At 63.0% G+C, this 24,768-nt stretch carries 25 protein-coding genes; 10 read left to right on the top strand and 15 right to left on the bottom strand.

The window, feature by feature from the left end; translation table 11 throughout:
• Positions 1 to 25: 25 nt before the first annotated feature.
• The 3 genes from KY379_RS01640 to KY379_RS01630 form a co-directional block, all read right to left on the bottom strand.
• The gene (locus KY379_RS01640) at positions 26 to 607 is read right to left on the bottom strand and encodes a D-Ala-D-Ala carboxypeptidase family metallohydrolase (protein WP_261240161.1); all 582 of its coding nucleotides are present in this window, start codon (positions 605 to 607) and stop codon (positions 26 to 28) included.
• A 64-nt stretch (positions 608 to 671) separates the two neighbouring features.
• Positions 672 to 1,127 carry a ribosomal protein S18-alanine N-acetyltransferase gene (gene rimI, locus KY379_RS01635; protein ID WP_133331199.1) on the bottom strand — a complete coding sequence of 152 codons (456 nt, stop codon included), beginning with the start codon at positions 1,125 to 1,127 and terminating at the stop codon, positions 672 to 674.
• Positions 1,124 to 1,912: an energy transducer TonB gene (locus KY379_RS01630; protein WP_261240164.1), complete on the bottom strand. Its 789-nt coding sequence runs from the start codon at positions 1,910 to 1,912 to the stop codon at positions 1,124 to 1,126. The genes rimI and KY379_RS01630 overlap by 4 nt, the downstream gene beginning before the upstream one ends.
• A gap of 302 nt (positions 1,913 to 2,214) precedes the next feature.
• Here KY379_RS01630 and mksB point away from each other — a divergent pair, with 302 nt between their 5' ends.
• Genes mksB through mksF form a run of 3 tightly spaced genes read left to right on the top strand, consistent with a single transcriptional unit; the run spans position 2,215 to position 7,017 of the window.
• The gene (mksB, locus tag KY379_RS01625) at positions 2,215 to 3,492 is read left to right on the top strand and encodes an Mks condensin complex protein MksB (protein ID WP_133331195.1); all 1,278 of its coding nucleotides are present in this window, start codon (positions 2,215 to 2,217) and stop codon (positions 3,490 to 3,492) included.
• On the top strand, positions 3,482 to 4,189 hold the full coding sequence (gene mksE / locus KY379_RS01620) for an Mks condensin complex protein MksE (protein WP_133331193.1): 708 nt from the start codon (positions 3,482 to 3,484) through the stop codon (positions 4,187 to 4,189). The genes mksB and mksE overlap by 11 nt, the downstream gene beginning before the upstream one ends.
• Positions 4,186 to 7,017 (top strand): Mks condensin complex protein MksF, encoded by a 2,832-nt coding sequence (gene mksF, locus KY379_RS01615; RefSeq protein WP_261240167.1) that lies wholly within the window; start codon positions 4,186 to 4,188, stop codon positions 7,015 to 7,017. The genes mksE and mksF overlap by 4 nt, the downstream gene beginning before the upstream one ends.
• A 137-nt stretch (positions 7,018 to 7,154) precedes the next feature.
• Here the strand turns inward: mksF and KY379_RS01610 are convergent, their stop codons facing one another.
• The 5 genes from KY379_RS01610 to rplU form a co-directional block, all read right to left on the bottom strand.
• Complete coding sequence (locus tag KY379_RS01610; RefSeq protein WP_133331189.1) at positions 7,155 to 7,616, bottom strand: CreA family protein; 462 nt, start codon at positions 7,614 to 7,616, stop codon at positions 7,155 to 7,157.
• Positions 7,613 to 8,731 carry a glutamate 5-kinase gene (gene proB, locus KY379_RS01605; protein ID WP_133331187.1) on the bottom strand — a complete coding sequence of 373 codons (1,119 nt, stop codon included), beginning with the start codon at positions 8,729 to 8,731 and terminating at the stop codon, positions 7,613 to 7,615. The genes KY379_RS01610 and proB overlap by 4 nt, the downstream gene beginning before the upstream one ends.
• An 85-nt stretch (positions 8,732 to 8,816) precedes the next feature.
• Positions 8,817 to 10,043, bottom strand: coding sequence for an Obg family GTPase CgtA (gene cgtA / locus KY379_RS01600; protein ID WP_133331185.1), 1,227 nt, complete (start codon positions 10,041 to 10,043; stop codon positions 8,817 to 8,819).
• Between the two features lie 188 nt (positions 10,044 to 10,231).
• Positions 10,232 to 10,489 (bottom strand): 50S ribosomal protein L27, encoded by a 258-nt coding sequence (rpmA, locus tag KY379_RS01595; protein ID WP_003247464.1) that lies wholly within the window; start codon positions 10,487 to 10,489, stop codon positions 10,232 to 10,234.
• A 38-nt stretch (positions 10,490 to 10,527) separates the two neighbouring features.
• Positions 10,528 to 10,842 carry a 50S ribosomal protein L21 gene (rplU, locus tag KY379_RS01590; RefSeq protein ID WP_133331183.1) on the bottom strand — a complete coding sequence of 105 codons (315 nt, stop codon included), beginning with the start codon at positions 10,840 to 10,842 and terminating at the stop codon, positions 10,528 to 10,530.
• 244 nt (positions 10,843 to 11,086) lie between these two features.
• On the opposite strand from rplU, the gene KY379_RS01585 reads away from it, so the two are divergent.
• The 3 genes from KY379_RS01585 to KY379_RS01575 all read left to right on the top strand — a co-directional run bounded on the left by KY379_RS01585 (position 11,087) and on the right by KY379_RS01575 (position 12,885).
• Positions 11,087 to 12,055, top strand: coding sequence for a polyprenyl synthetase family protein (locus KY379_RS01585; RefSeq protein ID WP_133331181.1), 969 nt, complete (start codon positions 11,087 to 11,089; stop codon positions 12,053 to 12,055).
• Positions 12,056 to 12,217: 162 nt separating this feature from the next.
• Positions 12,218 to 12,559: a zinc ribbon domain-containing protein YjdM gene (locus KY379_RS01580; RefSeq protein WP_133331179.1), complete on the top strand. Its 342-nt coding sequence runs from the start codon at positions 12,218 to 12,220 to the stop codon at positions 12,557 to 12,559.
• 80 nt (positions 12,560 to 12,639) lie between these two features.
• On the top strand, positions 12,640 to 12,885 hold the full coding sequence (locus tag KY379_RS01575; protein ID WP_133331177.1) for a hypothetical protein: 246 nt from the start codon (positions 12,640 to 12,642) through the stop codon (positions 12,883 to 12,885).
• Positions 12,886 to 12,994: 109 nt separating this feature from the next.
• Here the strand turns inward: KY379_RS01575 and KY379_RS01570 are convergent, their stop codons facing one another.
• From KY379_RS01570 to KY379_RS01550, 5 genes are all read right to left on the bottom strand, one after another.
• Positions 12,995 to 13,612: an FKBP-type peptidyl-prolyl cis-trans isomerase gene (locus tag KY379_RS01570; RefSeq protein ID WP_261240168.1), complete on the bottom strand. Its 618-nt coding sequence runs from the start codon at positions 13,610 to 13,612 to the stop codon at positions 12,995 to 12,997.
• Positions 13,613 to 13,698: 86 nt separating this feature from the next.
• Positions 13,699 to 14,004, bottom strand: a complete 306-nt coding sequence (locus KY379_RS01565; protein WP_133331173.1) for a DUF6482 family protein — start codon at positions 14,002 to 14,004, stop codon at positions 13,699 to 13,701.
• A gap of 128 nt (positions 14,005 to 14,132) precedes the next feature.
• Positions 14,133 to 14,621 carry a TIGR00645 family protein gene (locus KY379_RS01560; RefSeq protein WP_133331171.1) on the bottom strand — a complete coding sequence of 163 codons (489 nt, stop codon included), beginning with the start codon at positions 14,619 to 14,621 and terminating at the stop codon, positions 14,133 to 14,135.
• A gap of 81 nt (positions 14,622 to 14,702) precedes the next feature.
• Positions 14,703 to 15,041, bottom strand: coding sequence for a hypothetical protein (locus tag KY379_RS01555; protein ID WP_085673987.1), 339 nt, complete (start codon positions 15,039 to 15,041; stop codon positions 14,703 to 14,705).
• Positions 15,042 to 15,198: 157 nt separating this feature from the next.
• On the bottom strand, positions 15,199 to 17,637 hold the full coding sequence (locus tag KY379_RS01550; protein ID WP_261240173.1) for a Lon protease family protein: 2,439 nt from the start codon (positions 17,635 to 17,637) through the stop codon (positions 15,199 to 15,201).
• Between the two features lie 251 nt (positions 17,638 to 17,888).
• On the opposite strand from KY379_RS01550, the gene KY379_RS01545 reads away from it, so the two are divergent.
• The 4 genes from KY379_RS01545 (at position 17,889) to KY379_RS01530 (ending at position 21,323) form a co-directional block, all read left to right on the top strand.
• Positions 17,889 to 18,377, top strand: coding sequence for a DUF3015 domain-containing protein (locus KY379_RS01545; protein ID WP_133331165.1), 489 nt, complete (start codon positions 17,889 to 17,891; stop codon positions 18,375 to 18,377).
• A gap of 74 nt (positions 18,378 to 18,451) precedes the next feature.
• Positions 18,452 to 20,305: a DUF4105 domain-containing protein gene (locus tag KY379_RS01540; protein ID WP_133331163.1), complete on the top strand. Its 1,854-nt coding sequence runs from the start codon at positions 18,452 to 18,454 to the stop codon at positions 20,303 to 20,305.
• 96 nt (positions 20,306 to 20,401) lie between these two features.
• A complete protein-coding gene (locus KY379_RS01535; protein ID WP_133331161.1) occupies positions 20,402 to 20,758 on the top strand; it encodes a hypothetical protein in 357 nt (118 codons plus the stop codon).
• Between the two features lie 67 nt (positions 20,759 to 20,825).
• Positions 20,826 to 21,323, top strand: a complete 498-nt coding sequence (locus KY379_RS01530) for a GreA/GreB family elongation factor (RefSeq protein WP_261240174.1) — start codon at positions 20,826 to 20,828, stop codon at positions 21,321 to 21,323.
• Between the two features lie 32 nt (positions 21,324 to 21,355).
• Here KY379_RS01530 and gdhA read toward each other — a convergent pair whose 3' ends face one another.
• On the bottom strand, positions 21,356 to 22,696 hold the full coding sequence (gene gdhA, locus KY379_RS01525) for an NADP-specific glutamate dehydrogenase (RefSeq protein ID WP_261240175.1): 1,341 nt from the start codon (positions 22,694 to 22,696) through the stop codon (positions 21,356 to 21,358).
• Positions 22,697 to 22,942: 246 nt separating this feature from the next.
• Positions 22,943 to 24,610 (bottom strand): energy-dependent translational throttle protein EttA, encoded by a 1,668-nt coding sequence (ettA, locus tag KY379_RS01520; protein ID WP_133331156.1) that lies wholly within the window; start codon positions 24,608 to 24,610, stop codon positions 22,943 to 22,945.
• Between the last annotated feature and the right edge of the window lie 158 nt (positions 24,611 to 24,768).

Below are 24,768 nucleotides of genomic sequence, written 5' to 3'. Positions count from 1 at the left end.
CCTTTTTCTTTGTCTGCAGAAAACCCTAGCTGCCAGCCGCCAGCTTGGCGCAGTACGACGATCCGGGCCCCCCATCCCCACCCCAGGTCCGGTAACCGGCAGTGTCGATATGGATGCGGCCGGTGGGATAGCGACCCAGCCCCATGTTCCAGGCCTGGCCATGCTGCTGCCAGAAGACGCACAACGGATTGGGATCGGCCCAGGCAGGCAGCAGGATGTCGACGGCGAAGGCGCGGGTATGGGCACTGGCCACGGCGCCACCGGCACAGCGGTTCAATACCGGCTCACGGTAGGCCGACACCACCTCGAACTGACGCAAGAGGCCTTGCTGGTCGAGGGTGTGGAGCAACGCCAGGGTAGAACGCACCGCCGCCCAGTTGCTGACCGGCGGAACCGCGAACGGCGAGGCGTGGCATTGCCTCCAGTCCGAAGCCGAGCGCAGCAGCTGATGGATCGGTACCACGCCGTAGAGCCGGGCCTCGACCAACATCTCGCGAAATGGCCGGGTCTGGTGATCCCCGGCCCATTGGGCGAACATCCATAGGTCGCGATCATCGGCGTGGACAGCACCCACCATGAACATCGCCGCCAGCACCAGCCTGCGCATCGCCCCTCCCCTGCCGCACCGGGCACACCCGCGTCACGCGCGCGGGTACTGCCATGCAGTCAAGTCACTCTTCGAGCAGGGTGCAAGCCATTACCAAGGCATCTTCGCGCCCTCCGGCAACCGGATAGTAGTCGCGGCGGCGGCCGATCTCATTGAAACCGTAGCGCTCGTACAGGCGATAGGCCGACTGGTTGCTGGCGCGCACTTCGAGGAAGCATTCGCGGCCATTGAGCTGATAGGCACGCGCCATCAAGTGCTCAAGCAGACGCAATCCCAGGCCGCGGCCCTGGTTCTCGGGCTTGACGGTGATGTTGAGCAGATGGGCCTCGTCGATGATCACGTTGATCACGCCATGGCCCACCTGTTGCTGACCATCGAACATCAACCAGACCTCGTAGGACTTCAGCGCGTCCAGGAAAATCCCTCGGGTCCAAGGGTGACTGAACGCGGCATATTCGATCTTAAGCACGGCATCCAGATCCGCCTCGGTCATCGGGCGGAAGCTGATCGAGTCACTCATTCAACGCTCTTCCAGCGCGCCATGAGCTGGCGCATGGCTTTCCAGACGTCCGCCTTGCGCTGCGGCTCGTCCATCAACAGTTCAAGACCGGGCAAGGCCCAGGCCTCGCCCAGGCCGTCAATCTTGAGTACTTGGTAGTAAGCTTCGGCCTCGGCATGGGCTGCGAAGCGCAGAGCCGGCAGGCCGATCAGCCACAGACAGGCACTGGGCGCCTCTTCCAGGCGAGCCTGGATGAAGCCCTGGACGAAATCGCGCGCCGCGTCCGGGCCTTGATCCATGTTGCCGCGCACCAGCAACGGCCAGCGCACCGGCTCACCGATGATCTGCGGCGCATCGGGCAATCCGGCAGCACGCAGCATGTCTTTGAGCAGCAGGTAGGATGGGTCGCGGCTCTGGAACGGCTGGCCAGTGGCGAGCTCCACCAGCAGCAGGCAACTGCCGGCTCGCAGCAGCTGCAGGGCAAAGCGTGGCGGCGGCACCGGTAGCGGACGCGGGGCCGGCGCCGGCGGCTCGGCTTCGGCCATCTTGGCCGAAGGCTTGGGCGTGCTGCCTGGGCGTGGCACTTCGATCTTCGGGCGTTCCACGTTACGTGCTTGCGGCGCGACCGCCGCCTCGCTGGCGACAGCCGCCGCGGTCCGGGGCTCGAATTCGAGCTCGTCCACTGGCGCCTGTGGCAGGAGCAGCTCTGGGCGCGACGGCGCAGCGAACGGCAGTTCGGCGCGCGGCAGCCAATGCACCACTTGCATGGCGGAAAGGTAGGCGCGGCGGCGGGGCTCGGTCAGCAAGGCTCGGGTATCCGGGGGGTGAAGTCAGTCGGGCATTCTAACGCCGTTGGGCGTCCGGCGCCTCAACAGGTCGGCAGAAAATTGTTGCCTCGCCTGGCCCGTTCGCGGGTAAACCCGCTCCTACAGATACCCCTCAGTATTCGAAATGGTGGAGATCCTGTAGGAGCGGGTTTACCCGCGAACAGGCCAGCGGATTCCCCCACAGAAGCAAGGGTTACCCCTCATTACAGACCAAGGGGTGAAATCCTCCCCCTAGGATGCAGTACAATCGCCCCCTTTTACTTGGCAACGAGTCGACGCCAATGATCGAACCCAAGCGCGTCCTGCGCGCCCTAGCCGAACACTGGGCCCTGATCGAGCCGCTGTGCGAGCGTTTCGACCAGGGCACCCTGAGCCTGGTCGAACTGCGCCAGCAACTGGGCCGCCAGCAGGTGGAAAGCACCCCGCAGGACATCACCCAGTTGCTCGACGTGTGGATCCGCCTGGATATTCTCGTGCCGGTGGCCAAGAGCCCGAACCGCTTCGAGCTCAATGCCCAGATCCACGACTTCCTCGCCTACCTGCGCCGCGAACACCGCCTGGGCCTGTGCCTGGAGATCGAGGCCTACCTGCGCCACCTGGAGCGCCTGGCCGGGCATATCCAGGACGCCTTCGACAACCGCGACAGCGACGATCTGGCACGCCAGTTGCGTTTGCTGGACATGCGTGTACGCGACGTGCTCAAGAAGCTCGACAACGACGAACAGGCACTGGTGGCCGTGGCCGAACGGGCCAAGACCAGCAACCGCCAGATCCCGCTGCGCCAACGGTATGCCGAAGTCCTGGCGACCTGGGACGAATACGTCGAACCGATGATCCAGCTGGTCAACGCCGACGGCGCCTTCGAACAGGGTGTGCGCAAGGTCGAGACCGTGCTGCTGAAGCTGCTTGGCGAACAGGCGCGCCTGGGCCATCTGGTCGACGACGACATGCTGCTGCGCACCCACGCGCGCATCCTCGAGATGCAGACCAGCGCCCAGCTGACCCTGCGCCACGCCCGCGAACTGCTGCTGCCGCTGCGAGAAGAAGCGCGCCGGCACAACGCCGTGACCCGCGGCGCCGCACTGGCCCTGTCGGTGATCCGGCGCAAGGGCATCGACGCCGTACCGCAAGCGGCCATGCCGCTGTTCACCCGTCCCCAGAGCACCTTCCTCGGCAGTGCCAGCCAGGTCGAAGCGTATGTCTATGCCCTGGCCCGCTTCGAGCCCAAGCCGGCTCGTTTCCCCAAGGCGCACAAGACCCAGAAGGGACCGTTGCCGCGGGCGCCGCGCACGGTCAAGGAAATGCTCGAACGCTGCGAGGACGCCCTGCCGCTGCCCGACCTCATGGTCTGGCTACTGGAGCAGGAGCCTGAAGGCGCCACCGACGAATTGCTGTACTGGTTCTCGCGCCTTTCGCGGGAAAAACGCTTCAAGCGCGAACGCCTCGAGCGCCGCGAGTACAGCACCCAGGAACATCTGGTCAGCCTGCGCTCGTTCGCCCTGACGTCCACCCGCCAAGCGCAACCTGACACCAACGCGAGCCCAGCCAATGCATCTTGATCTCTCCGAACTGTCCCAGCTCGCGCCGATCTTCCGCGAGCTGTTCAAGGGCTTCCACGTCAGCCGCCGCGACCCTGAGATGTACGCGCAGCTGTCGAACTTCCAGGACCAGTACCGCACCCTGTTCAAAGCCCTGGGCTTCGAGCTGGTGTGCGACACCCGCGGGTTCTATTACTTCGTCCCCGAACAGGCCGCCGCGCAGGTCAACAAGACCGCCCAGCGCCTGTCGCTGTTCACCTTCATCCTGGTCGAGCATTTGGCCGACCAGGGCCGTGACCCGATGGCCGTGCTCGATGGCGGCAGCATCGGCCGCGACGAGCTGCCGTCGCTGCTGGACAAGTACCGCGACCTGTTCCTGCAGGCCGAAGTGCAGACCGTCGACGAGCTCGAAGAAAAGATCATGCGCCGCATGACCCAGCTCGGCTTCGCCCATGAAGAAGGCGGCATCTACCGCTTCCTGCCGCCGATGCACCGCTTCCTCGACGTGTGCCTGTCGGTACAACAGGACCGCGACCTGGCCGCCAGCCTGCACAGCGACCTGCCGCTGCCGACCCCGGTACTGGTCGAAGAAGAAAGCCCGGAAGAACTCAACCGTACCGACGATCCGCTCGACCTCACGCCATTCGACGGCGAGGAAAGCGAAGAGGACGCCCTGGCCCGGGCCATCCGCGAAGAGCAACAGGAGATTGACGCATGAGCCAGGAACGCTACGGCATCCGCCGCTTCGCACTGCTCAACACCGCCGGCTACAGCCTCGGCCTGTTCCCCCTGGAACACCCGCTGTCGGTCTATGGCGCCAACAACCTGGGTAAATCGGCGTCGATCAACGCCCTGCAGTTCCCGATCCTGGCACGCATGTCCGACATGAGCTTCGGCAAATACAGCCTGGAGCAGTCGCGCCGGTTCTACTTCGCCAGCGACACCTCGTACATTCTCTGCGAACTGAACCTGCCCCACGGCCCACACGTGGTCGGCGTGGTCGGTCGCGGTCCCGGCGGTGGTTTCGGCCACCAGTTCTTCGCCTACACGGGCGAGCTGGACCTGGCCCACTACCAGAAGAACGACACCTGCCTGCGCCAGAAAGAGCTGTTCACCAACCTTGAGCGCCTGGGCCTGAAGGCCTACGAACTCAAACCGGACGAGCTACGCCGGCTGCTGGTCGGTGGCCACACCTCGGTACCGCTGGACCTGACCCTGATTCCGCTGCGCTCGACCAGCGAGCAGAGCCTGAAAACTTTCCGCGCCCTGTTCATCAACCTGCTGCACATGCGCGAGATCACCGCCGCCAAGCTCAAACAGCTGTTCCTCGACGCTTTCGAGCACAGCCTGCGCTCGGGCAGCGTCGACTACATCGCCGCTTGCGAAGAAGCCTTCCGCGACGTGCGCCGCATGGAGCAGGACTACAACGCCCTGGTCGCCGCCGGCCCGCTGGTCGAAGCCCTGGCCGGTGGCGTAGCCCAGCGCGACATCCTGCGCGGCAAGCTGCACCGCCTTTCGCCTTTGCTCGACAACCTGCTGGGCACCTGGCAGGAATACGCCATGGCGCGCAAGGAAGAACTGGTGATCCAGGCCGAGCACTACCGCAGCGAGCAGGACAGCCTGCAGAACGACCAGCGCAGCGGCACCCAGGAGCTGATGCGCCTTGAACGCGAGATCACCGGCATCCAGCGCTGGCTGGGCGAGCTGTCGGTGCTCAAGCACCGCTTCGCCCTGGTCGAGGACGCCAAGGTGCTGGAACAGCAATTGCTGGCGGCCAAGGATGCTCACGACGAATTGGCCGGCGCCCTGGCCCAGTCCCGGCAGTTCTCCGCCGAAGACCTCGACGAGCGTGTACGCGATCTGGAAAAACGCCTCAAGCAGGTCAAGCAACAGCTCGACCACGCCGACAACAACAGCTACGCCCGCCTGCGCGAGGAGTTCTCGCAACAGGACGTCGACCGCCTGATGCGCCTGTTCAACGGAGCGCTGTTCAGCCTGCCGCTGGGTGAGCGCGGCATCGAACTGGACGACTGCGACCTGTGGGTGAAATCCCTCGAGGCGGTGCTCGACAGCTTCAAGGGCGAGCGTTTCGAAGCGCCAGGCATCTCCATCGACCTGTCGCACATCGACCCACCGGCACTGCAGGCCCTGGCCGACCGAGCCGCCCTGCGCGATCAGAAAGAGCGCCTGGAGAAAGAGCTCAAGCAGCTCAAGACCCAACAATCGGTCGCCGCCGACCGCAGCGCCTCCAAGGCGCAGACAGAGGCGCTGTACCAGCAGGTGCTGGATGCTCAGAAGGCCCTGGAAGACTACCGCCGCAGCGAGACCTTGAGCGCCGAAGAGCCGGAGAAACTGGAACAGTTGGCGCAGCTGGAGGCGGCCCAGGACGAGCTCAAGCGCTCCAGTGATGCCTTCACCGAACGCGTCCAGCAGCTGTCGGCCAAACTGCAATTGGTCGGCCGCCAGATCGCCGACCTCGAAGCCAAGCAGCGCACCCTCGAAGACGCCCTGCGCCGCCGCCAGTTGCTACCGGCCGACCTGCCGTTCGGCACGCCGTTCATGGACGCGGTCGACGACTCGATGGACAACCTGCTGCCGCTACTCAACGATTACCAGGATGCGTGGCAGAGCCTGCAGCGGGTCGACAACCAGATCGAGGCGCTGTATGCCCAGGTTCGCCTCAAGGGCGTGGCCAAGTTCGACAGCGAAGACGACATGGAGCGCCGCCTGCAGCTGCTGGTGAACGCCTATGCGCACCGCACCGACGAGGCCCTGACCCTGGCCAAGGCACGCCGTGCTGCGGTGACCGACATCGCCCGGACCCTGCGCAACATCCGCAGCGACTACGACAGCCTCGAACACCAGCTGGCCCTGTTCAACCGCGAGATCAACAAGCGCCAGGTGTCCAACCTGGAAAGCTTCCGCGTGGTCCTGGCGCCGAACAAGGAAGCGCTCAAGCACATCGACCAGATCATCCACAGCGCCGGCCAGTACGAGGAAGGTGAGACACTGTCGGTGTTCGACCTGACTCAGAGCGCCGAGCAGGATCACAAGAACGAAGAAGCCAAGGAATACCTGGCACGACTGGTGGCAGCCAACCACAACCAGCTGGGCCTCAAGGACCTGTTCGAGCTGGCCTTCGAGATCACCAAGATCAACAGCCAGCCGGTGATCCATGCCGACATCGATGGCGCCGCGTCCAACGGCACCACCATGACCATCAAGGCGCTGACCAACATGTATCTGTTGCTGCACCTGATGGACCGCGACCTGGCAGGGCGCATTCGTCTGCCCTACTACCTCGACGAGGCGGCGGACATCGACGAGCGCAACCAGGCGGCGTTGCTGGAAACCAGTCTGCAGCTGGGCTTCGTACCGATCCTGGCCAGCGTCAAGCCGCAGGTGTCGGCGCGCGTGGCGATCGACCTGGAAGGGGGTAGCGGGCCGAACGGCATCTACATCGATGAAGCGGACTGGAAGTTCATCAGCCGCCGCGATGAAGTGAAGGCGATCGTGCGTGAGGATGAGGCCGAAGAGCTGGCCTGATTCGTTGTATGGGGGCCGCTTTGCGGCCCTTTCGCGGGTCAAGCCCGTTCCTACAGATACGGGGCAGCGCGGTACTTGTGGGAGCGGGCTTGCCCCGCGAATGGAGGCCAAAGGCCTCCCTGCAATCTACCAGGCGATCATTGAGCCCAAGGCAAGATCGGAATCGCCGTCACCGCATTCTGCGGGCTGCCTTCGATCATGCGGTCGCTGTACACCAGGTACACCAGCGTATTGCGCTTCTTGTCGAGAAAACGCACCACTTGCATGGTCTTGAACACCAGCGAGGTGCGCTCCTTGAACACCTCCTCGCCATCCTTGAGTTCACCCTTGAAATTGATCGGTCCGACCTGGCGACAGGCGATCGACGCCTCCGCCCGGTCCTCGGCCAACCCCAGCCCACCTTTCACGCCACCGGTCTTGGCCCGCGACAGGTAACAGGTCACACCTTCTACCTTGGGATCGTCGAACGCCTCGACGACGATGCGATCGTTCGGCCCAAGGAACTTGAACACGGTGGAAACCTGGCCGATTTCCTCGGCCCCGGCGACTATCGGCAATGCCAGCGCCAGGATACCCAGCGCCTGCTTCAGCACACTCATACCAGCACCAGATTATCGCGGTGCACCAGCTCCGGCTCGGCAATGTAGCCCAGCACGCCCTCGATGGCGTCCGACGGCTGGCCGATGATCTTCTGCGCTTCCAGCGCACTGTAGTTGGCCAGGCCGCGTGCGACCTCAAGCCCGTCCGGTCCGACGCAGACCACCATCTCGCCACGCCGGAAGCTGCCCTGCACGGTCTTCACACCAACCGGCAGCAGGCTCTTGTTGGCCTGACGCAGGGCCTGCACGGCACCGGCGTCGAGCACCAAGGTGCCGCGGGTCTGCAGGTGGCCAGCCAGCCACTGCTTGCGCGCCGCCAGCATGCCGCGCTCGGGCGACAGCAAGGTGCCCAAGCGCTCGCCGGCCTTGAGACGATCGAGCACACGCTCGATGCGCCCGCCGATGATGATGGTGTGGGCACCGGAACGGGCCGCCAGACGCGCAGCGCGCAGCTTGGTCTGCATACCGCCACGGCCCAGGGCACCACCGGTGCCGCCCGCCACGGCGTCCAGCGCCGGGTCGTCGGCGCGGGCCTCGTAGATCAACTGGGCCTCGGGGTTGTTGCGCGGGTCGGCATCGAACATGCCATCGCGGTCGGTGAGAATCACCAGCAGATCGGCTTCGACCAAGTTGGCCACCAGCGCGGCGAGGGTGTCGTTGTCGCCGAAGCGGATCTCGTCGGTGACCACCGTGTCGTTCTCGTTGATCACCGGCACCACGCCCAGGTCGACCAGGGTGCGCAGGGTGCTGCGGGCATTGAGGTAACGTTTTCGGTCGGACAGATCGTCATGGGTCAGGAGGATCTGCGCGGTGTGCTTGCCGTGCTCGCCGAAACTCGACTCCCAGGCCTGCACCAGGCGCATCTGGCCGATCGAGGCGGCGGCCTGCAGCTCGTTCATCGCGCTCGGTCGCGAGGTCCAGCCCAACTGGCTCATGCCCGCGGCCACGGCCCCGGAGGAGACCAGCACCAGTTCCACGCCCGCTTCCCGCAATGCCACCATCTGCTCGACCCAAACGGCCATGGCGCCGCGGTCGAGGCCCTTGCCATCGGCCGTCAGCAGGGCGCTGCCGATCTTCACGACCCAGCGCTTGGCGCCTGTCACCTTGCTTCGCATCTTCTTCCAACCTATGTCGAATCTGTAGATACCGTAGATACAAAAACGCCGCTCCGAGGAGCGGCGTTTAGTGTACTGCAACCGATCAGTCGCGCACGTAAATGATTTCCGGGCCGTCTTCGTCGTCCTCGAAATCATCATCCCAACCATCGTCATCGCCGATGTCGTGCACGCTCTTGACGCCGGTACGACGCAAGGTACGCGCGTCGTCCAGGGCCTGCAGCTGGGCACGGGCTTCGTCTTCGATACGCTGGTCGAGGTCGGCCAGTTCTTCGGCGTAGGCCGGGTCGTTGGCCAGGCGGTCGGCGCGCTCTTCGAGGTAGCGCATCAGGTCGTGGCTGAGCTGCTCGGTACCCTGCTTGGCAATGGCCGAGATCATGTAGACAGGACCTTCCCACTGCAGGCGCTCGATCACCGCCTTGGCCCGCTCGTCGCGCTCGTCATCCATCAGCATGTCGCACTTGTTCAGCACCAGCCAACGCTCACGCTCGATCAGTGACGGGCTGAACTGCGCCAGCTCGTTGATGATGACTTCGGCGGCATCGGCCGGGTCGCTGTCGTCCAGCGGCGCCAGGTCGACCAGGTGCAACAGCACGCGGGTACGGGCCAAGTGCTTGAGGAAGCGGATACCCAGACCGGCGCCGTCGGAAGCACCCTCGATCAGACCAGGGATGTCGGCAATGACGAAGCTCTTCCAGCGGTCGACGCTGACCACACCCAGGTTCGGCACCAGGGTGGTGAACGGATAGTCGGCGACTTTCGGCTTGGCTGCCGAGACCGATCGGATGAAGGTGCTCTTGCCGGCGTTAGGCAAGCCCAGCAGACCGACATCGGCCAGCACTTTCAGCTCCATCTTCAGGTCACGCTGGTCGCCCGGCTTGCCTGGGGTGGTCTGGCGCGGCGCGCGGTTGGTGCTGGACTTGAAGCGGGTGTTGCCCAGCCCGTGCCAGCCGCCCTGGGCGACCATCAGCTTCTGGCCAGGGGCGATCAGGTCACCGATCACCTCCTGGGTGGTGGCATCGATCACCGTGGTGCCCACCGGCACGCGCAGGAACAGGTCTTCACCCTTCTTGCCGGTGCAGTCGGTGCTGCCGCCGTTGGCGCCGCGCTGGGCCTCGTGGTGGCGGGTATAGCGGTAGTCCACCAGGGTGTTGAGGTTTTCGTCGGCGACCATGTACACCGAGCCGCCGTCACCACCGTCACCGCCGTTGGGACCACCGTTCTCGATGAACTTCTCGCGGCGGAAGCTCATGCACCCGTTACCGCCGTCACCGGCCTTTACCCGAATCGATACTTCATCAACAAACTTCATCTAAAACCGCCTCTCGTCGACCGACGAGCTGAATGACACAAACCCTGAGGCTCTTGCAAAAATGAGCGCGGCGGCCCCGTACGACCGTAGAAACCAACGCCGGCAGCCCATACGAACAGCTTTGCAAGAGGCTCACCACAAACGAAAAAGCCCCGTCGCATGACGGGGCTTCTGGAGCGACGTCGCGATTAAGCGGCGACGATGCTCACGTAACGGCGCATGAACTCGCCTTTTTTCTCGAACTTGATCACGCCTTCGATCTTGGCGAACAAGGTGTGATCCTTGCCCATGCCAACGCCGTAGCCAGCGTGGAATTCGGTGCCGCGCTGACGGACGATGATGTTGCCTGGCTTGATAACCTGGCCGCCATACATCTTCACGCCAAGGCGTTTCGATTCTGAGTCGCGACCGTTACGAGTACTACCACCAGCCTTTTTGTGAGCCATGGTTCAATTCTCCAAATAAATTCAGGGGATCTAGGGGATTAAGCCTGGATACCGGTGATTTTGATCTCGGTGAACCACTGGCGGTGGCCCATACGCTTCATGTGGTGCTTACGACGACGGAACTTGATGATGCGTACTTTATCGTGACGGCCTTGCGAAACGACTTCGGCAACCACTTTAGCGCCGGCGACGACTGGTGCACCGATGGTGACGTCGTCACCGTTGGCAACCAGCAGAACGCGGTCGAAAGTCACGGATTCGCCGGTGGCGACTTCCAGCTTCTCGACCTTGAGGAATTCACCTTCAGCGACTTTGTACTGCTTGCCGCCGGTAACGATTACTGCGTAAGACATGGTATTTCTCCGATAATCCTGCTCACCCAGCGCTTTATATGATGAGTATTGGCTGGCATGGCTGCACAGGGCTGGAACGGCCCGGTGCAATTGCGTAAGGCAGGTGCTGCCCAGGAAGTTAGGGTGCGCGATTGTACGCAACCCGGGTTTCGCTTGCAAGTGGCGCCCCCGGCCCACGGGCAGCGCGCCTTGACACACCGGTACCCGCGACCTAGCATGCCGCGCAACCTGAATGGAGCAGCCGATGCAACCCCAAACCTTCTACCGCGCGGTAGCTGACGATTTCAGCGCCGTCGACGAGATCATCAAGAAGCAGCTGACCTCGCGCGTGCCGCTGGTATCGAAGATCGGCGACTATATCACGTCCGCCGGCGGCAAGCGCCTGCGCCCCTTGCTGGTACTGCTCTGCGGCAAGGCCCTGGGCCGTGAGGGCGATGATCTGCGCCTGCTGGCCGCGACCATCGAGTTCCTGCACACCGCCACCCTGCTGCACGACGACGTGGTCGACATGTCGGGCATGCGCCGCGGTCGCTCCACCGCCAATGCCCTGTGGGGCAACGCGCCCAGCGTACTGGTCGGCGACTTCCTGTACTCGCGCTCGTTCGAGATGATGGTAGAACTCGGCTCGATGCCGGTCATGCAGATCCTCTCCAAGGCCACCCGGGTGATCGCCGAGGGCGAAGTACTGCAGCTGTCGCGCGTGCGCGATGCCAGCACTACCGAAGAGATCTACATGGACGTCATCCGCGGCAAGACCGCGATGCTGTTCGAGGCCTCGACCCACAGCGCCGCGGCCCTGGCCGGCGGCACCGAGGCCCAGCGCGAAGCCCTGCGCACCTTCGGCGACCACCTGGGCGTGGCCTTCCAACTGGTCGACGACCTGCTCGACTACGAAGGTGATGCCGAGGCCCTGGGCAAGAACGTCGGCGACGATCTGGCCGAAGGCAAGCCGACCCTGCCGCTGATCTACACCATGCGCGAAGGCACACCGGAGCAGGCCGCACTGGTGCGCCAGGCGATCCAGAAAGGTGGTCTGGAAGACCTCGAGCAGATTCGCGAGGCCGTCAAGACCTCCGGCGCCCTGGCCTACACCGCCCAACTGGCGCGCGACTACGTCAAGCGTGCGATCGACTGCCTGGAAGTGCTGCCAGCCAGCGAGTATCGCGATGCGTTGGTTGAGTTGAGCGAGTTTGCGGTCGCGCGTACACACTGACAGACCGAGCCGGATTCTTCGCGGGCAAGCCCGCTCCCACAGGATTGCGTGATCCCTGTAGGAGCGGGCTTGCCCGCGATGCTTTTGTCCGGACAAAACACATCGACAGCAAAACCTTATACAATGTGGGTTTTTAACCACCCGTCAGTTTAAGGAACCGAAGTGAGCACGTTGCCACCCTGCCCCAAATGCAACTCCGAATACACCTACGAGGATGGCACTCAGCTGATCTGCCCCGAGTGCGCCCACGAGTGGTCGGCCAGCGGTGAGCCAGAAGCGGCCAGCGACGATGTGGTGAAGAAGGACTCGGTCGGTAACGTTCTGCAGGACGGCGACACTGTCACCGTGATCAAGGACCTCAAGGTCAAGGGCTCGTCCCTGGTGGTCAAAGTCGGCACCAAGGTCAAGAACATCCGCCTGTGCGATGGCGACCACGATATCGACTGCAAGATCGACGGCATTGGCGCCATGAAGCTGAAGTCCGAGTTCGTGCGTAAGGTCTGATGACAAAATCCGGCAATTGGCGCTTGCTATTCTGATAATAAGAATTATTCTCATTGGGGCGCTACTCAAGGAGAATAGCCATGACTTATCTGATCGACGCCTGGCTGGACCGTCCCCATCCCTACCTGCGCATCCTGCACCGGGAAACCGGCGAAGTGTGCGCGGTGCTCGAGGAAGAAGCCCTGGACGAACTGCGCGACCTGGGTGACCTGGACCTCAACGGGCTGAATTCGAGTGAACCGATCGTGCTCAAGGAACTGGTGAGAAACCTGTTTCTGTTCTGCTATGCGCGGGCGTTGCGCCCCGGGGGAACAGACTGGAATTGAGGCTGGCAAGGCCGGCCTCTTCGCGGGGCAAGCCCGCTCCCACAGGGCATACGATCGCTGTAGGAGCGGGCTAGTCCCGCGAATGGGCCGCAAAGCGGCCCCGACGGCATTACAGAACGTCGAGCAGCTCGACGTCGAACACCAGTACGCTGTGCGGCGGGATGCTGCCGACGCCTTGGGCGCCGTAGGCCAGCTCGCTCGGCACGTACAGGCGCCATTTGCTGCCGGCGTTCATCAGCTGCAGGGCTTCGGTCCAGCCGGCGATCACGCCACCGACCGGGAATTCGGCAGGCTGGCCACGCTCGTAGGAACTATCGAACACGGTGCCATCGATCAGGGTGCCGTGGTAGTGAGTGCGCACGTTGCTTTCGCGGGTCGGCTGGGCGCCCTCGCCTGCGGTGATCACTTCGTATTGCAGGCCCGAAGCCAGGGTGGTGATGCCTTCACGCTTGCCGTTCTCGACCAGGAATTCTTTACCGGCAGCGGCAGCAGCTTCTGCCTTGGCAGCGGCTTCGGCCTGCATGACTTCACGGATGACCTTGAAGCTGGCCGAAAGGTCGGCTTCGCTGACGCGGCTTTCGACGCCGTTGAAAGCGTCGGTGAGGCCGGCAACGATGGCTTCCAGGCTGACGCCCGGTGGCGGGTTGTCGCGCAGCTGGCCGCCCAGCTGACGGCCGATGCCGTAGCTGACGCGGGTTTCGTCGGTGGACAGGTTGATATCGGACATGGTCGTGCTCCACTGCAGGGCGCAGTGCAGCCGCGCCCTTGATGAAAAGGGCGAGCAGCCTAGCACACTGGGACGCCTGGGAGCAGCTACCAGGCCGAACGCTGGGAAATCGGCACTTTGAGGTCTTCTTCCGGATGAGTGCCCATCCCGCACATCTCGTCCTGAACCGACCAATGCACCAGGTTCATCGACATCAGCGGAATGGACTCCAGCAGTAACCGCGCATCTTCGATCGAGTGCACCCGCAGGCGCTTGCCACGGTTGTCGTCAAGGGGATGGGGACGGCCACTGACCCGGGCTTCGAGCAGGTAGTCACCGCCTTCGATGGCGATCAGGTTCAGTTCGTCGACATGGCCCGCCCGGGCCTCGGTGTTGAGCTGGTGCAGGTTCATGGAACCACCTCGCGCTGGGGATCACGCATGAGTGTTCATTTTTTGTACAGAGCGAGGAATTACACAAGGCATTGCAGGCGCCGCTCGTCAGTTGAGCGGCGCTTGCCCGCGAAGGGGCCAACAAGGAATCAGTGCTTGGTCAGCTTGTCCAGGTAGCCCATGCAGAACGCCGAGACGACGAAGGTCATGTGGATGATCACGTACCACATCAGGTAATCGGTGGAGATGTTCTGCGCGTCCATGAACACGCGCAGCAGGTGAATGGACGAAATTGCAACGATCGACGCCGCGACCTTCATCTTCAGCGATGAAGAGTCCATCTTGCCCAGCCAGTTGAGCTTTTCCTTGCTGTCGTCGATGTCCAGTTGCGAGACGAAGTTCTCATAGCCGGAGATCATCACCATCACCAACAGGCCGCCGACCAGCGACATGTCGATCAAGGAAAGGATCACCAGGATCAGGTCGGCTTCGCTCAAGGCGAAGACGTTGGGCAGCACGTGCACCACTTCCTGGAAGAATTTCAGCGCCAGGGCCAGCAAGCCGAGGGACAGACCGAAGTAGATGGGTGCGAGCAGCCAACGCGAGGCATACATCGCATTTTCGAGAAAACGTTCCATGCAGGGTCGAGACTCATCAGGTGGTAAAAACGACGGCGAGTATAGCCAGCCACCTGGGTCAGCAACAGTCTCGACGGCCCCTCAGGTTTCAGGATGGAACTGATAATCGCCGAGGTTGCGGCAGCGCTCGCCATTGATCCGCCGCAGCTGTGCTTGCAGGTGCAGGCACCAGATCTGCGGGTCTTCGGCCACCTGGTAGCCATGCAGGGTCAGGCTGTCGACGATGGCGTTGAGCACCGACTCGGCCACCATCGGGCCATGGAACGGCCCCTGAGCTTTGATCGCGGACGGTTGTTCACCGGCCATGCCGGCGGCGAACAGCAACGTCCACATGCCATTGTCGCCGGCCAAGGGACGAATGCTGCATTCGATGCGTGTCACCAGGCCAAGGCACTGGCGGGTAAGGCTGAGGTTGCGCATGGCCGCGTCCCCTCCACAAAGCGATGTTCAGCCTGAACGTACAGGCTGTTTTCATCCTGACCGTACTGTCCTTACGCTCCAGCATAGAAGACCGCCGGCAGAAGCTGGAAAACTGGCGCTGAACGGTAGCCATGACCGCCAGCGCCGGGTTATTGACTCAGGCAGGTTTGGCCTGGGCAATGACTTCTTCCAGGCGCTCTTTTTCCGCCTCCTTGATCTCTTCTTCGCTGATCATCTCGGCGATCTCTCGCAGCCGTTCGACCACTCGAGCGTTGACACTGCCTTCGGCGAACTGGCCCTTGTCGTCCAGCGCACCGGCCTCCTCGCCCACCAGCAGGCTGAGGGCCTCATCGGCCTGCTTGACCGCATAGACATGGAACTGCCCCGCCTCGACCGCTTGCAGCACACGTTCGTCGAGCATCAGCGTGGCGACGTTGGCACGCGGAATGATCACGCCCTGATCGCCGGTCAGCCCGCGTGCTTCGCAAAGGCGGAAGAAGCCTTCGATCTTCTCGTTGACCCCACCGACCGCCTGGACCTCGCCAAACTGGTTGATCGAGCCGGTGATGGCGAAGCATTGCTTGAGCGGGGTACGCGACAGGGCCGAGATCAGGGTGCAGACCTCACCCAACGACGCACTGTCGCCGTCGACGTAGCCGTAGGACTGCTCCAAGGCGATGCTCGCCGAGATCGCCAGGGGGAATTCCTGGGCATAACGGCTGCCCAGGTAACCGGTGAGGATCATCACCCCCTTGGAGTGGATCGGTTGCCCCAGGTTGACCTCGCGCTCGATGTCGACGATGCCGCTGCCGCCGGGATAGACGGTGGCCGAGATGCGCGCCGGCATGCCGAACGCCGAGTCGCCGACTTCGAGGACCGTGAGGCCATTGCATTTGCCGATGGCCGCGCCTTCGGTATCGATCAGGATGATGCCGGCGAGCATGTCGTCGAGCACCCGCTGCGAGACTCGGCCGGTGCGTGTGGCCTTGGCCTTGAGCGCCCGCTCGATATGACCGGCGTCGGTCATTTCGTCGCTGGCCAGCTGACGGATGAAATCGGCTTCGCTGACCAGCTGGAACAGGTCGCCGATCCGTGCCGACAGCCGCGACTGGTTTTCTGCCAGGCGGGCGCTGTAGGTCGCCAACCGCGCCACGGCGTCACTGGTCAGCGGCGCCATGCCCTCCTCGTTGGTGCGGGTGCGCAACAGCTGGGCGAATTGTTCGAGGTTCTCGTCGACCATCGGCATGTCTTCGTCGAAGTCGACCAGCACCCGGAACATCTCCTGGAAGTCCGGATCATGGTCCTGCAAGGCGTAGTACAACTGGCGCGAGCCGATGATCACCAGCTTGACCTTGAGCGGGATCACTTGTGGCGTCAGGCTCACCGTGGCGACACGACCCAGCTCGCCCAAGGGTGATTCCATCTTCAACTTGCGCGACTGCAGGGCGCGCTTGAGCGCGTCCCAGACGAACGGCTCGCCGAGCATCTTCTCCGCTTCGAGGATCAGGAAGCCACCGTTGGCCCGGTGTAGCGCGCCGGGTCGCAGTTGCCGGTACGAGGTGTACAGCGCGCCCTGATCGGTGCTGTATTCGATACGCCCGAACAGGTTGTCGTAGGTCGGGTGCGGCTCGAATACCACCGGGGCACCCCCATCGGCGTGGTGGCCGACCACCAGGCTCGGGGCGTACTGCTCTTCGAGCAGCTTGCGCGCCGCGGCATCGGTCTTGCTGTCGTCGACCAGTTGTTCGACCACGGTGCGCAGCAGGTTCAACTGCACCGATTGCAGGTAAGCGCACACGGCTGCGTTCTCGGCGTACTTTTCCGACAGCGGCGCCAACAATGGCTGCAGGGCCAGGGTGATGGTTTCTTCGTTCAACTGGCGCAGCTGGTTGTTCGACTCGCGCTTCCACTGCGGCAGACTGGCCAGTTCTTCGTTGAGGCGTTCCTCGAGCGCGGCGATGTCCTCATGGAACTGCTCGCGCACCGACTCTGGCAACTGGGCGAACTCGGCTTCATCGAGCGCCTTGCCTTCGGCCATGGGGGTGAAGGCGACGTTGCTGGCATCACGGTACAGGGCCACGTCTTTTTCCAGCGAGGCCCGCTCGATGACATCCAGGGCCCGGTCATAGCGCTGGTTGAAGGCGCGATCGATGGCCCCCTTCTTCTGCTGGTAGGACGGGTGCTCGAACACCGCCGGGAAGGTGGCCAGCAGGTTGTCGATCAATCCGCCCATGTCGGCGATGAAGGCGTGCGCGGTGCCCGAGGGCAGCTCCAATGCGCGGGGTTCACGGGTATCGTCATAGTGATTGACGTAGACCCAGTCGGAAGGGGTCTGCTGGCGCTTGCCCTCGGCCTTGAGGTAACGCTTGACGAACGAAAAACGCCCGGTGCCGGGCTCGCCCATCACGTAAACGTTGTAACCGGGGCGCGGCATGGCCACGCCGAATTGCAGGGCCTCGACAGCACGTTCCTGGCCCAGGACACCACGGAAGGGCTCCAGATCGTCGGTATGGGTGAACGCAAACTGCTCGGGTGAAAAACGCCGGGTCAGGGCTTCAGGCGCGAGACGCAGGCGCGCAGCGACGGGATCGGGCATTGGGTTTCCTTACTTCGGCGGGGCGATACGCAGCATTCTGGCGCTGCCCGCGCGCGGGTTGCAAGGCTCGCCAGGACTTTATCTTGCAGCCGCACGTGCCTGATACGAGCAAATTTTTCGCAATCAGCAACGCAACCTTTAGATCGTGCCTAAACTCCAAGCTGCGCGGGTGGGTAAAAAGCTTTCCCGCCTGGCAACCGAGTTGCCAGACAACCCTGACCCTTGGTTAAGACAAATAGAGAACAAATGCTATGAAACGGATTCTTCTGGGTACTCTGTTCACCGTGGTCTCCCTCAACGCCATGGCCGAAGCACCAGGCGGCCCGAATTGCGGCTGGGGCAACCTCCTGTTCGAAGGTCAACGTGGCACTCCGGCCCACTTCCTGGCCTCCACCACCAACGGCACCTCCGGTAACGCCACCTTCGGCATGACCTCCGGTACCAACGGCTGCTCCACCAAAGCTGCACTGACCTACGGCGGCAAATCCTGGTTCGCCATGAATGGCATGATGAACGAGCTGTCCGAAGACATGGCCATGGGCCAAGGCGAAGCACTGACCACCTATGCGGTGGTACTGGGCGTCGCACCTGAAGACCGCGGCTACTTCGCATCGGTCACCCACCAGCACTTCAACCAGATCTTCAGCAGTGCCGACGTGAACGCCGAAACCGTTCATGCCAACACCCTGGCTGTCCTGAAGAGCGACCCACGCCTGGCCAAATACGCCACCGAGGCCTGAGTCCGGCATCTCCCGCCCCGCTACCGGGGCGGGTTTCGCTTTTCTTTCGGCATCGTTGAGAAGTAGTTGCCCCCATGCTCAAACGCCTCGCTTCCCTGGCGCTGCTGTTCTGCGCCCCGCTTCACGCAGCGCCCGTGCTGGATGACGCCCGTGTTCGGCAACTGGCCGGTACGCCTTACTGGATCGCCCTCGGTCACTACGAGACCGCCAAGCTCGGCGGCTGGCGCAGCTATGTGGACGATGACGCTTTCTTCCTCGCCGCCGATGGCGCCCACCATCCCGATCATGAGCTGCGGGCCACGGTGCAAGCGCTGTACGCACCGGCCAACCTCGGCGACAAGCATGCCCAGTGCGTTTTCCCGGCACGCACCCGTTGGCTGCGTGAACAGCTCGACCTGCAGAACCTGCCGCAACCGGACTGCCAGGAATTCAAGACCTGGTACCAGTCGATCGACCCGCACAGCGCTGCGCTGATCTTCCCGGCGGCCTACCTGAACAGCCCATCGTCCATGTTCGGCCATACCCTGCTGCGCATCGACCAATCCAATACCCGCAGCGACGACACGACGTTGCTGAGCTACGCCATCAACTTCGGTGCCTATATCGAAGGCAGCGACAACAGCATTCTCTACGCCTGGAAAGGCCTGATGGGTGGTTACCCCGGCCTGTTCGCGCTGATGCCCTACCAGGAGAAACTGTCCGAATACCGCAGCCTGGAAAACCGCGACCTGTGGGAATACCAGCTGGACCTCACGCCGGAAGAGACCGGGCGCATGGTCGAGCATGTGTGGGAACTCAAGCAGATCCAGTTCGATTACTTCTTCTTCGATGAGAACTGCTCCTACCGGCTGCTGGAGCTGCTGCAGGTGGCGCGGCCAAGCCTCGATCTGACCTCGCAGTTTCCCCTGACCGCGATCCCCACCGACACGGTCAAGGCGGTGAAGCAGTCCGGTTTGGTGTCGAGCATCAACTACCGCCCCTCGCGTGAACGCGAACTGCTGGCCCGCGCTGAGCCGCTCGACCATGCCGAAAAGCGCCAGGTGCTGGCGGTCAGCGCCGACACCGAAAAGCTGCAAGCCCCGGCATTCACCTCCTTGCCCCGCGAGCGCCAAGCCCTGGTGCAGGATGCCGCCTACCGCCTGGAGCGCTACCGCGCCAATGGCCAGGAGCGTGACCCGGAGCAGGCCCGGCGCAGTTTCGAGCTGCTTCGGGCGATCAACCGCAACCCACCGCCGCCGCTGGAGATCGAGCGCCCCGGATTGCCCGAGGATGGCCATGACTCACGCACCTGGCAGCTCGGTGCAGGTACCCGAGAGGATCGCGCATATGCCGAATATGGCCTGCGCATGGCTTACCACGACCTCAACGACAATGCCTACGGTTTCCCGCTGGGCGCCCAGATCGAGATTCTTCAGCTCAAAGTGCGCCAGTACGAAGGCAACGACTGGCAGGTACAGCGTCTGGACCTGGCGACCATCCGCTCGCTGACACCGCGTAACGCGCTGCTCAAGCCTTGGTCCTGGCAAGTGGCCGGTGGCCTGGAGCGGGTCCCCGGCAAGCATGACGACGAGGTGCTGGTCAGCCACGTCAATGGCGGCGCAGGTGGTACCTGGCAACTGGCCGATGGCTTGCTGGGCTTCGCCCTGGGCACGCTGCGGGTCGAGCACCATAACGACTTCGCCCAGTTCGTCGCCCCGGCGGCTGGGTTCAATGGCGGCCTGCTGTGGCGCAATGGCCTGGGTAACATGACCCTGGAGGCCAAGGGCGATTACTTCACCAATGGTGAGGTGCGGCGTAGCCTGAGCCTCAACCAGCAGTGGGAAATCAGCCAGAACCTCGGCCTGCGCCTGAGTGCGTCGCGTCAGTTCAGCCATCTGGCCAGTGCGCAGAACGAGGTGATGCTGGAATTGAAGTGGTACCACTACTGACCTGATCTGTGAACCAGGCGACTCTTTGACACGGTTTTGACGGCTCCCCGACAAATAGCCACCTAGACTTCCTGCATCAACGGGAGGTCTTGGGCTATGTGGCGGTATGTGGTCGGTGTAGGTGTCGCGTTGCTGCTGTACGGTTGTGCATCCACCCACGAGCAGCTGCTCGAACAAGGCTATCCACCCGCCTATGCCGACGGTTTCCAGGACGGCTGCAGCAGCGGACATCAGGCCGCCGGGGTGATGGCTGGGGCGTTTCGCAAGAACGTGCCCCGTTATCTGGCCGAGCGGCAGTACGAAAATGGTTGGGACGATGGGTTTCGCCAGTGCCAGGCGATGCAGAACAGCGAAGAGCAGCGTCAGTACCACGAACGCTACTGGGACCAGCGCGACCGCGACTGGCAACAGGAAAAGGATCGCAGTGCTGCCCGCGCCTATCGGCGCAACTAGGGCGCGCACGGACATCCACCGCAACTCCACAGCTGCCATAGTGGTCTTCTGCACAAGGAGGCCCCACATGAGCCGAGCATTCGTCAACGAGGACCACGCCGCCGCCCAGGCCGACCAGCCGGTGGAGCGCCGTGTCAGCGACCAGACCAACTACGTTACCGCCACTGGCCTGCGCCAGCTGCAACAACGGGTGGCCGAACTCAATAGCCAACGCGATGCCCTGCAAGCCCAGGGCGAGCGCGCTGACCGCCAGCGGTTGGCCGATGTAGAGCGTGACCTACGCTATTTCAGTACCCGGCTGCACAGCGCCCAGGTGGTGCCTGCCGCGACCTCGCACAGCCAGGTACAGATCGGCAGCTGGGTCAGGTTCGTCGATGAGCAGGACCAGGAGCATCGGGTGCAATTGGTAGGCGAGGACCAGGCCGATGCCGGGCGTGGCCTGATCAACTGGGGGTCGCCTCTGGGACGGGCGCTGCTAGGCGCAGGGCCTGGGGATGAAGTCCTCTGGCGGCGTCCCGCGGGGGAGCAGATGATCGAGATACTCGAGATCGAAGGAGAAGGCTGAGGGGCTGCTTTGCAGCCCCTCTGGTCTTGAACTCAGACCACGCCCTGGGCCAGCATCGCATCGGCGACCTTGACGAAGCCGGCGATGTTCGCGCCTTTGACGTAGTTCACACGGCCATCGGCCTCTTCGCCGTAGTGCACGCAAGCGTGGTGAATCGACTGCATGATGCTGTGCAGCTTGCTGTCCACTTCACCGGCGGTCCACAGCAAGCGCATGGCGTTCTGCGACATTTCCAGGCCCGAGACGGCCACGCCACCGGCGTTGGATGCCTTGCCCGGGGCATACAGGATGCCCGCCTCGATGAACATATCCACAGCCTCCAAGGTAGTCGGCATGTTGGCGCCTTCGGCCACACAGATGCAGCCGTTGCCGAGCAAGGTGCGGGCATCCTCGCTGTCCAGCTCGTTCTGAGTGGCGCATGGCAGGGCAATGTCGCACGGCAGGCTCCAGGGTTTCTGACCCTTGCGGAACTCCAAACCGAACTGCTCGGCCAACTCGCTGATGCGACCACGCTTGACGTTCTTCAACGCCATGAGCGCATCCCATTGAGCATCGGTCAGCCCCGCCTCGGCGTAGAGCGTGCCTTCGGAGTCCGACAGCGAGATGACCTTGCCGCCCAGGTCCATGACCTTGCGTGCAGCATATTGGGCCACGTTGCCGGAGCCGGAGATGGCCACGCGGCGTCCGTCGATGCGCTTGTCCTGGCGCTTGAGCATCTCTTCGGCGAAGTAAACGCAGCCGTAGCCGGTGGCTTCTGGGCGGATCAGGCTGCCACCGTAGGTCATGCCCTTGCCGGTCAGCACCGAGGTGAACTGGTTGGCCAGGCGCTTGTACTGGCCAAACATGAAGCCGATTTCGCGCGCGCCCACGCCGATGTCACCGGCCGGTACATCGCAGTCGGCACCGATGTGGCGGTACAGCTCGCTCATGAAGGCCTGGCAGAAGCGCATGACCTCGGCGTCGCTCTTGCCCTTCGGATCGAAGTCCGAACCGCCCTTGCCGCCCCCCATAGGCAGGGAGGTGAGGGAGTTCTTGAAGACCTGTTCGAAGGCCAGGAACTTGAGCACGCTCAGGTTCACCGAGGGGTGGAAGCGCAGGCCGCCCTTGTAAGGACCGATGGCGCTGCTCATCTGGATGCGATAGCCGCGGTTGACCTGGACCTTGCCGTGGTCGTCGACCCAGGACACGCGGAACAGCACGGCGCGCTCAGGTTCGACCATGCGCTCTAGGATGCCGGCTTGCAGGTAACGAGGGTTGGCTTCCAGGAATGGCCAGAGGCTGCGCAACACCTCCTCCACAGCCTGGTGGAATTCTGGCTGGCCTGGGTCGCGTTGCTGCAACCGTGCGAGGAAATGGTCGACGGATTCGATCATGGTAGACATCTCACCAAGAGGGATTGGACTTATTGGTTTTTCGCGAATGTACCAAGAAGCAATCGCACTGGAACAGGGCATAATGTCGTTTTAATGAATTTTTTGGTGCGTTTTATATAAATGTATACAATCCTCCATCGCGCCGCATGCTTCGCGGGCTTGCCCGCGAAGCAGCCACCGCGACTTTACGGGAAAGCACAAAAATGGGGCCTCTAAGGGCCCCATTCCTGTGCATCCAAAACCGGCTTACTGCGCCAGCTTCTTGTGCCGTACGCGGTGCGGCTGGGTGGCCGCGTCGCCAAGGCGCTTCTTGCGGTCAGCCTCGTACTCGGTGTAGTTACCCTCGAAGAAGACCACGTTGGAGTCGTCTTCGTACGCCAGGATGTGCGTAGCCACGCGGTCCAGGAACCAACGGTCGTGGGAAATCACGATGGCGGCGCCCGGGAAGTCCAGCAAGGCTTCTTCCAGCGAACGCAGGGTTTCGACGTCCAGGTCGTTGGACGGTTCGTCGAGCAGCAGGACGTTACCGCCCTCCTTCAGGGTCAGGGCCAGGTGCAGACGGCCACGCTCACCACCGGAGAGGTCCTTGACGAACTTCTGCTGGTCGCCACCTTTGAAGTTGAAACGACCGACGTAAGTCCGCGAAGGAATCTCGTAGCTGCCGATGCGGATCTGGTCGGAACCGTCGGAGATCTGCTGGAACACGGTCTTGGCACCGTCGAGGTCTTCGCGGCTCTGGTCGACGCAGGCCAGCTGCACGGTTTCACCGATCTCGATGCTGCCGGAGTCGGGTTGCTCCTTGCCCATCAGCATGCGGAAGAGCGTCGACTTACCAGCACCGTTACCGCCGATCACACCGACGATGGCGCCTTTGGGCATGGAGAACGACAGGTTGTCGATCAGCACACGATCGCCATAGCCTTTGGTGACGTTCTTGAATTCGATGACCTTGTCACCCAGGCGCGGACCGGCCGGGATGTAGATCTCGTTGGTTTCACTGCGCTTCTGGAATTCCTGCGATTGCATTTCCTCGAAGCGCTGCAGACGGGCCTTGGACTTGGACTGGCGGGCCTTGGCGCCTTTGCGCACCCATTCCAGCTCTTCCTTCATGGCCTTTTCGTGAGCGCTCTGCTGCTTGGATTCCTGGGCCAGACGTTCCGACTTGGCTTCCAGCCAGCCGGAGTAGTTGCCTTCGTACGGGATGCCGGCGCCGCGGTCCAGTTCGAGGATCCAGCCGGCGACGTTGTCGAGGAAGTAACGGTCGTGGGTAATGGCTACCACGGTACCCGGGAAATCGTGCAGGAAGCGCTCCAGCCAGGCTACCGAGTCGGCGTCCAGGTGGTTGGTCGGTTCGTCGAGCAGCAGCATGTCGGGCGCCGACAGCAGCAGACGGCACAGGGCGACACGGCGCTTTTCACCGCCGGACAGGTGTTCGATCTTCGCGTCCCAAGCCGGCAAGCGCAGGGCGTCGGCGGCGACGTCGAGCTGGCGCTCGAGGTTATGGCCGTCGGCGGCCTGCAGGATCGCCTCGAGCTTGGCCTGCTCGGCAGCCAACTTGTCGAAATCGGCGTCGGGCTCGGCGTAGGCGGCATAGACCTCGTCCAGGCGGGCCTGGGCGTCCTTGATCACGCTGACCGCTTCCTCGACCACTTCACGGACGGTCTTGCTCGGGTCCAGCTGCGGCTCCTGAGGCAGATAGCCGACATTGATGTCGGGCATCGGGCGGGCTTCGCCGTCGAACTCCTTGTCGACGCCTGCCATGATCCGCAGCAGGGTCGATTTACCCGCACCGTTCAGGCCGAGCACGCCGATTTTGGCGCCAGGGAAGAACGACAGGGAAATGTTCTTGAGAATCTCACGCTTCGGCGGCACGACCTTGCTCAGCCGATGCATGGTGTAGACGTATTGAGCCAAAACCAAGCCCTCTAATTCAGATAGGTAAAGACATCGACGATCGCCCAGCCTGACGGGCCGGGTGATGTGTTGACGGGTGTCGTTGAACAAAGACGACCATTCTACGCCAACGCGCGGCGTTGCACAGGGTGGTCGGATGGTGGGGGTGCGGGAGACGT

The organism is Pseudomonas sp. HD6422 (assembly GCF_025377065.1).
Taxonomy (GTDB): domain Bacteria; phylum Pseudomonadota; class Gammaproteobacteria; order Pseudomonadales; family Pseudomonadaceae; genus Aquipseudomonas; species Aquipseudomonas putida_U.
The sequence above is the reverse complement of the archived record's forward strand: the minus strand, read 5'-3'. Positions and strand labels throughout refer to the sequence as shown.

What these genes read in the sequence shown, in the direction of transcription:
- KY379_RS01640 (WP_261240161.1), bottom strand. Translation starts at nt 607, where the DNA reads ATGCGCAGGCTGGTGCTGGCGGCGATGTTCATGGTGGGTGCTGTCCAC.
- rimI (WP_133331199.1), bottom strand. Translation starts at nt 1,127, where the DNA reads ATGAGTGACTCGATCAGCTTCCGCCCGATGACCGAGGCGGATCTGGAT.
- mksB (WP_133331195.1), top strand. Translation starts at nt 2,215, where the DNA reads ATGATCGAACCCAAGCGCGTCCTGCGCGCCCTAGCCGAACACTGGGCC.
- mksE (WP_133331193.1), top strand. Translation starts at nt 3,482, where the DNA reads ATGCATCTTGATCTCTCCGAACTGTCCCAGCTCGCGCCGATCTTCCGC.
- mksF (WP_261240167.1), top strand. Translation starts at nt 4,186, where the DNA reads ATGAGCCAGGAACGCTACGGCATCCGCCGCTTCGCACTGCTCAACACC.
- KY379_RS01610 (WP_133331189.1), bottom strand. Translation starts at nt 7,616, where the DNA reads ATGAGTGTGCTGAAGCAGGCGCTGGGTATCCTGGCGCTGGCATTGCCG.
- proB (WP_133331187.1), bottom strand. Translation starts at nt 8,731, where the DNA reads ATGCGAAGCAAGGTGACAGGCGCCAAGCGCTGGGTCGTGAAGATCGGC.
- cgtA (WP_133331185.1), bottom strand. Translation starts at nt 10,043, where the DNA reads ATGAAGTTTGTTGATGAAGTATCGATTCGGGTAAAGGCCGGTGACGGC.
- rpmA (WP_003247464.1), bottom strand. Translation starts at nt 10,489, where the DNA reads ATGGCTCACAAAAAGGCTGGTGGTAGTACTCGTAACGGTCGCGACTCA.
- rplU (WP_133331183.1), bottom strand. Translation starts at nt 10,842, where the DNA reads ATGTCTTACGCAGTAATCGTTACCGGCGGCAAGCAGTACAAAGTCGCT.
- KY379_RS01585 (WP_133331181.1), top strand. Translation starts at nt 11,087, where the DNA reads ATGCAACCCCAAACCTTCTACCGCGCGGTAGCTGACGATTTCAGCGCC.
- KY379_RS01575 (WP_133331177.1), top strand. Translation starts at nt 12,640, where the DNA reads ATGACTTATCTGATCGACGCCTGGCTGGACCGTCCCCATCCCTACCTG.
- KY379_RS01570 (WP_261240168.1), bottom strand. Translation starts at nt 13,612, where the DNA reads ATGTCCGATATCAACCTGTCCACCGACGAAACCCGCGTCAGCTACGGC.
- KY379_RS01565 (WP_133331173.1), bottom strand. Translation starts at nt 14,004, where the DNA reads ATGAACCTGCACCAGCTCAACACCGAGGCCCGGGCGGGCCATGTCGAC.
- KY379_RS01560 (WP_133331171.1), bottom strand. Translation starts at nt 14,621, where the DNA reads ATGGAACGTTTTCTCGAAAATGCGATGTATGCCTCGCGTTGGCTGCTC.
- KY379_RS01555 (WP_085673987.1), bottom strand. Translation starts at nt 15,041, where the DNA reads ATGCGCAACCTCAGCCTTACCCGCCAGTGCCTTGGCCTGGTGACACGC.
- KY379_RS01550 (WP_261240173.1), bottom strand. Translation starts at nt 17,637, where the DNA reads ATGCCCGATCCCGTCGCTGCGCGCCTGCGTCTCGCGCCTGAAGCCCTG.
- KY379_RS01545 (WP_133331165.1), top strand. Translation starts at nt 17,889, where the DNA reads ATGAAACGGATTCTTCTGGGTACTCTGTTCACCGTGGTCTCCCTCAAC.
- KY379_RS01540 (WP_133331163.1), top strand. Translation starts at nt 18,452, where the DNA reads ATGCTCAAACGCCTCGCTTCCCTGGCGCTGCTGTTCTGCGCCCCGCTT.
- KY379_RS01535 (WP_133331161.1), top strand. Translation starts at nt 20,402, where the DNA reads ATGTGGCGGTATGTGGTCGGTGTAGGTGTCGCGTTGCTGCTGTACGGT.
- KY379_RS01530 (WP_261240174.1), top strand. Translation starts at nt 20,826, where the DNA reads ATGAGCCGAGCATTCGTCAACGAGGACCACGCCGCCGCCCAGGCCGAC.
- gdhA (WP_261240175.1), bottom strand. Translation starts at nt 22,696, where the DNA reads ATGATCGAATCCGTCGACCATTTCCTCGCACGGTTGCAGCAACGCGAC.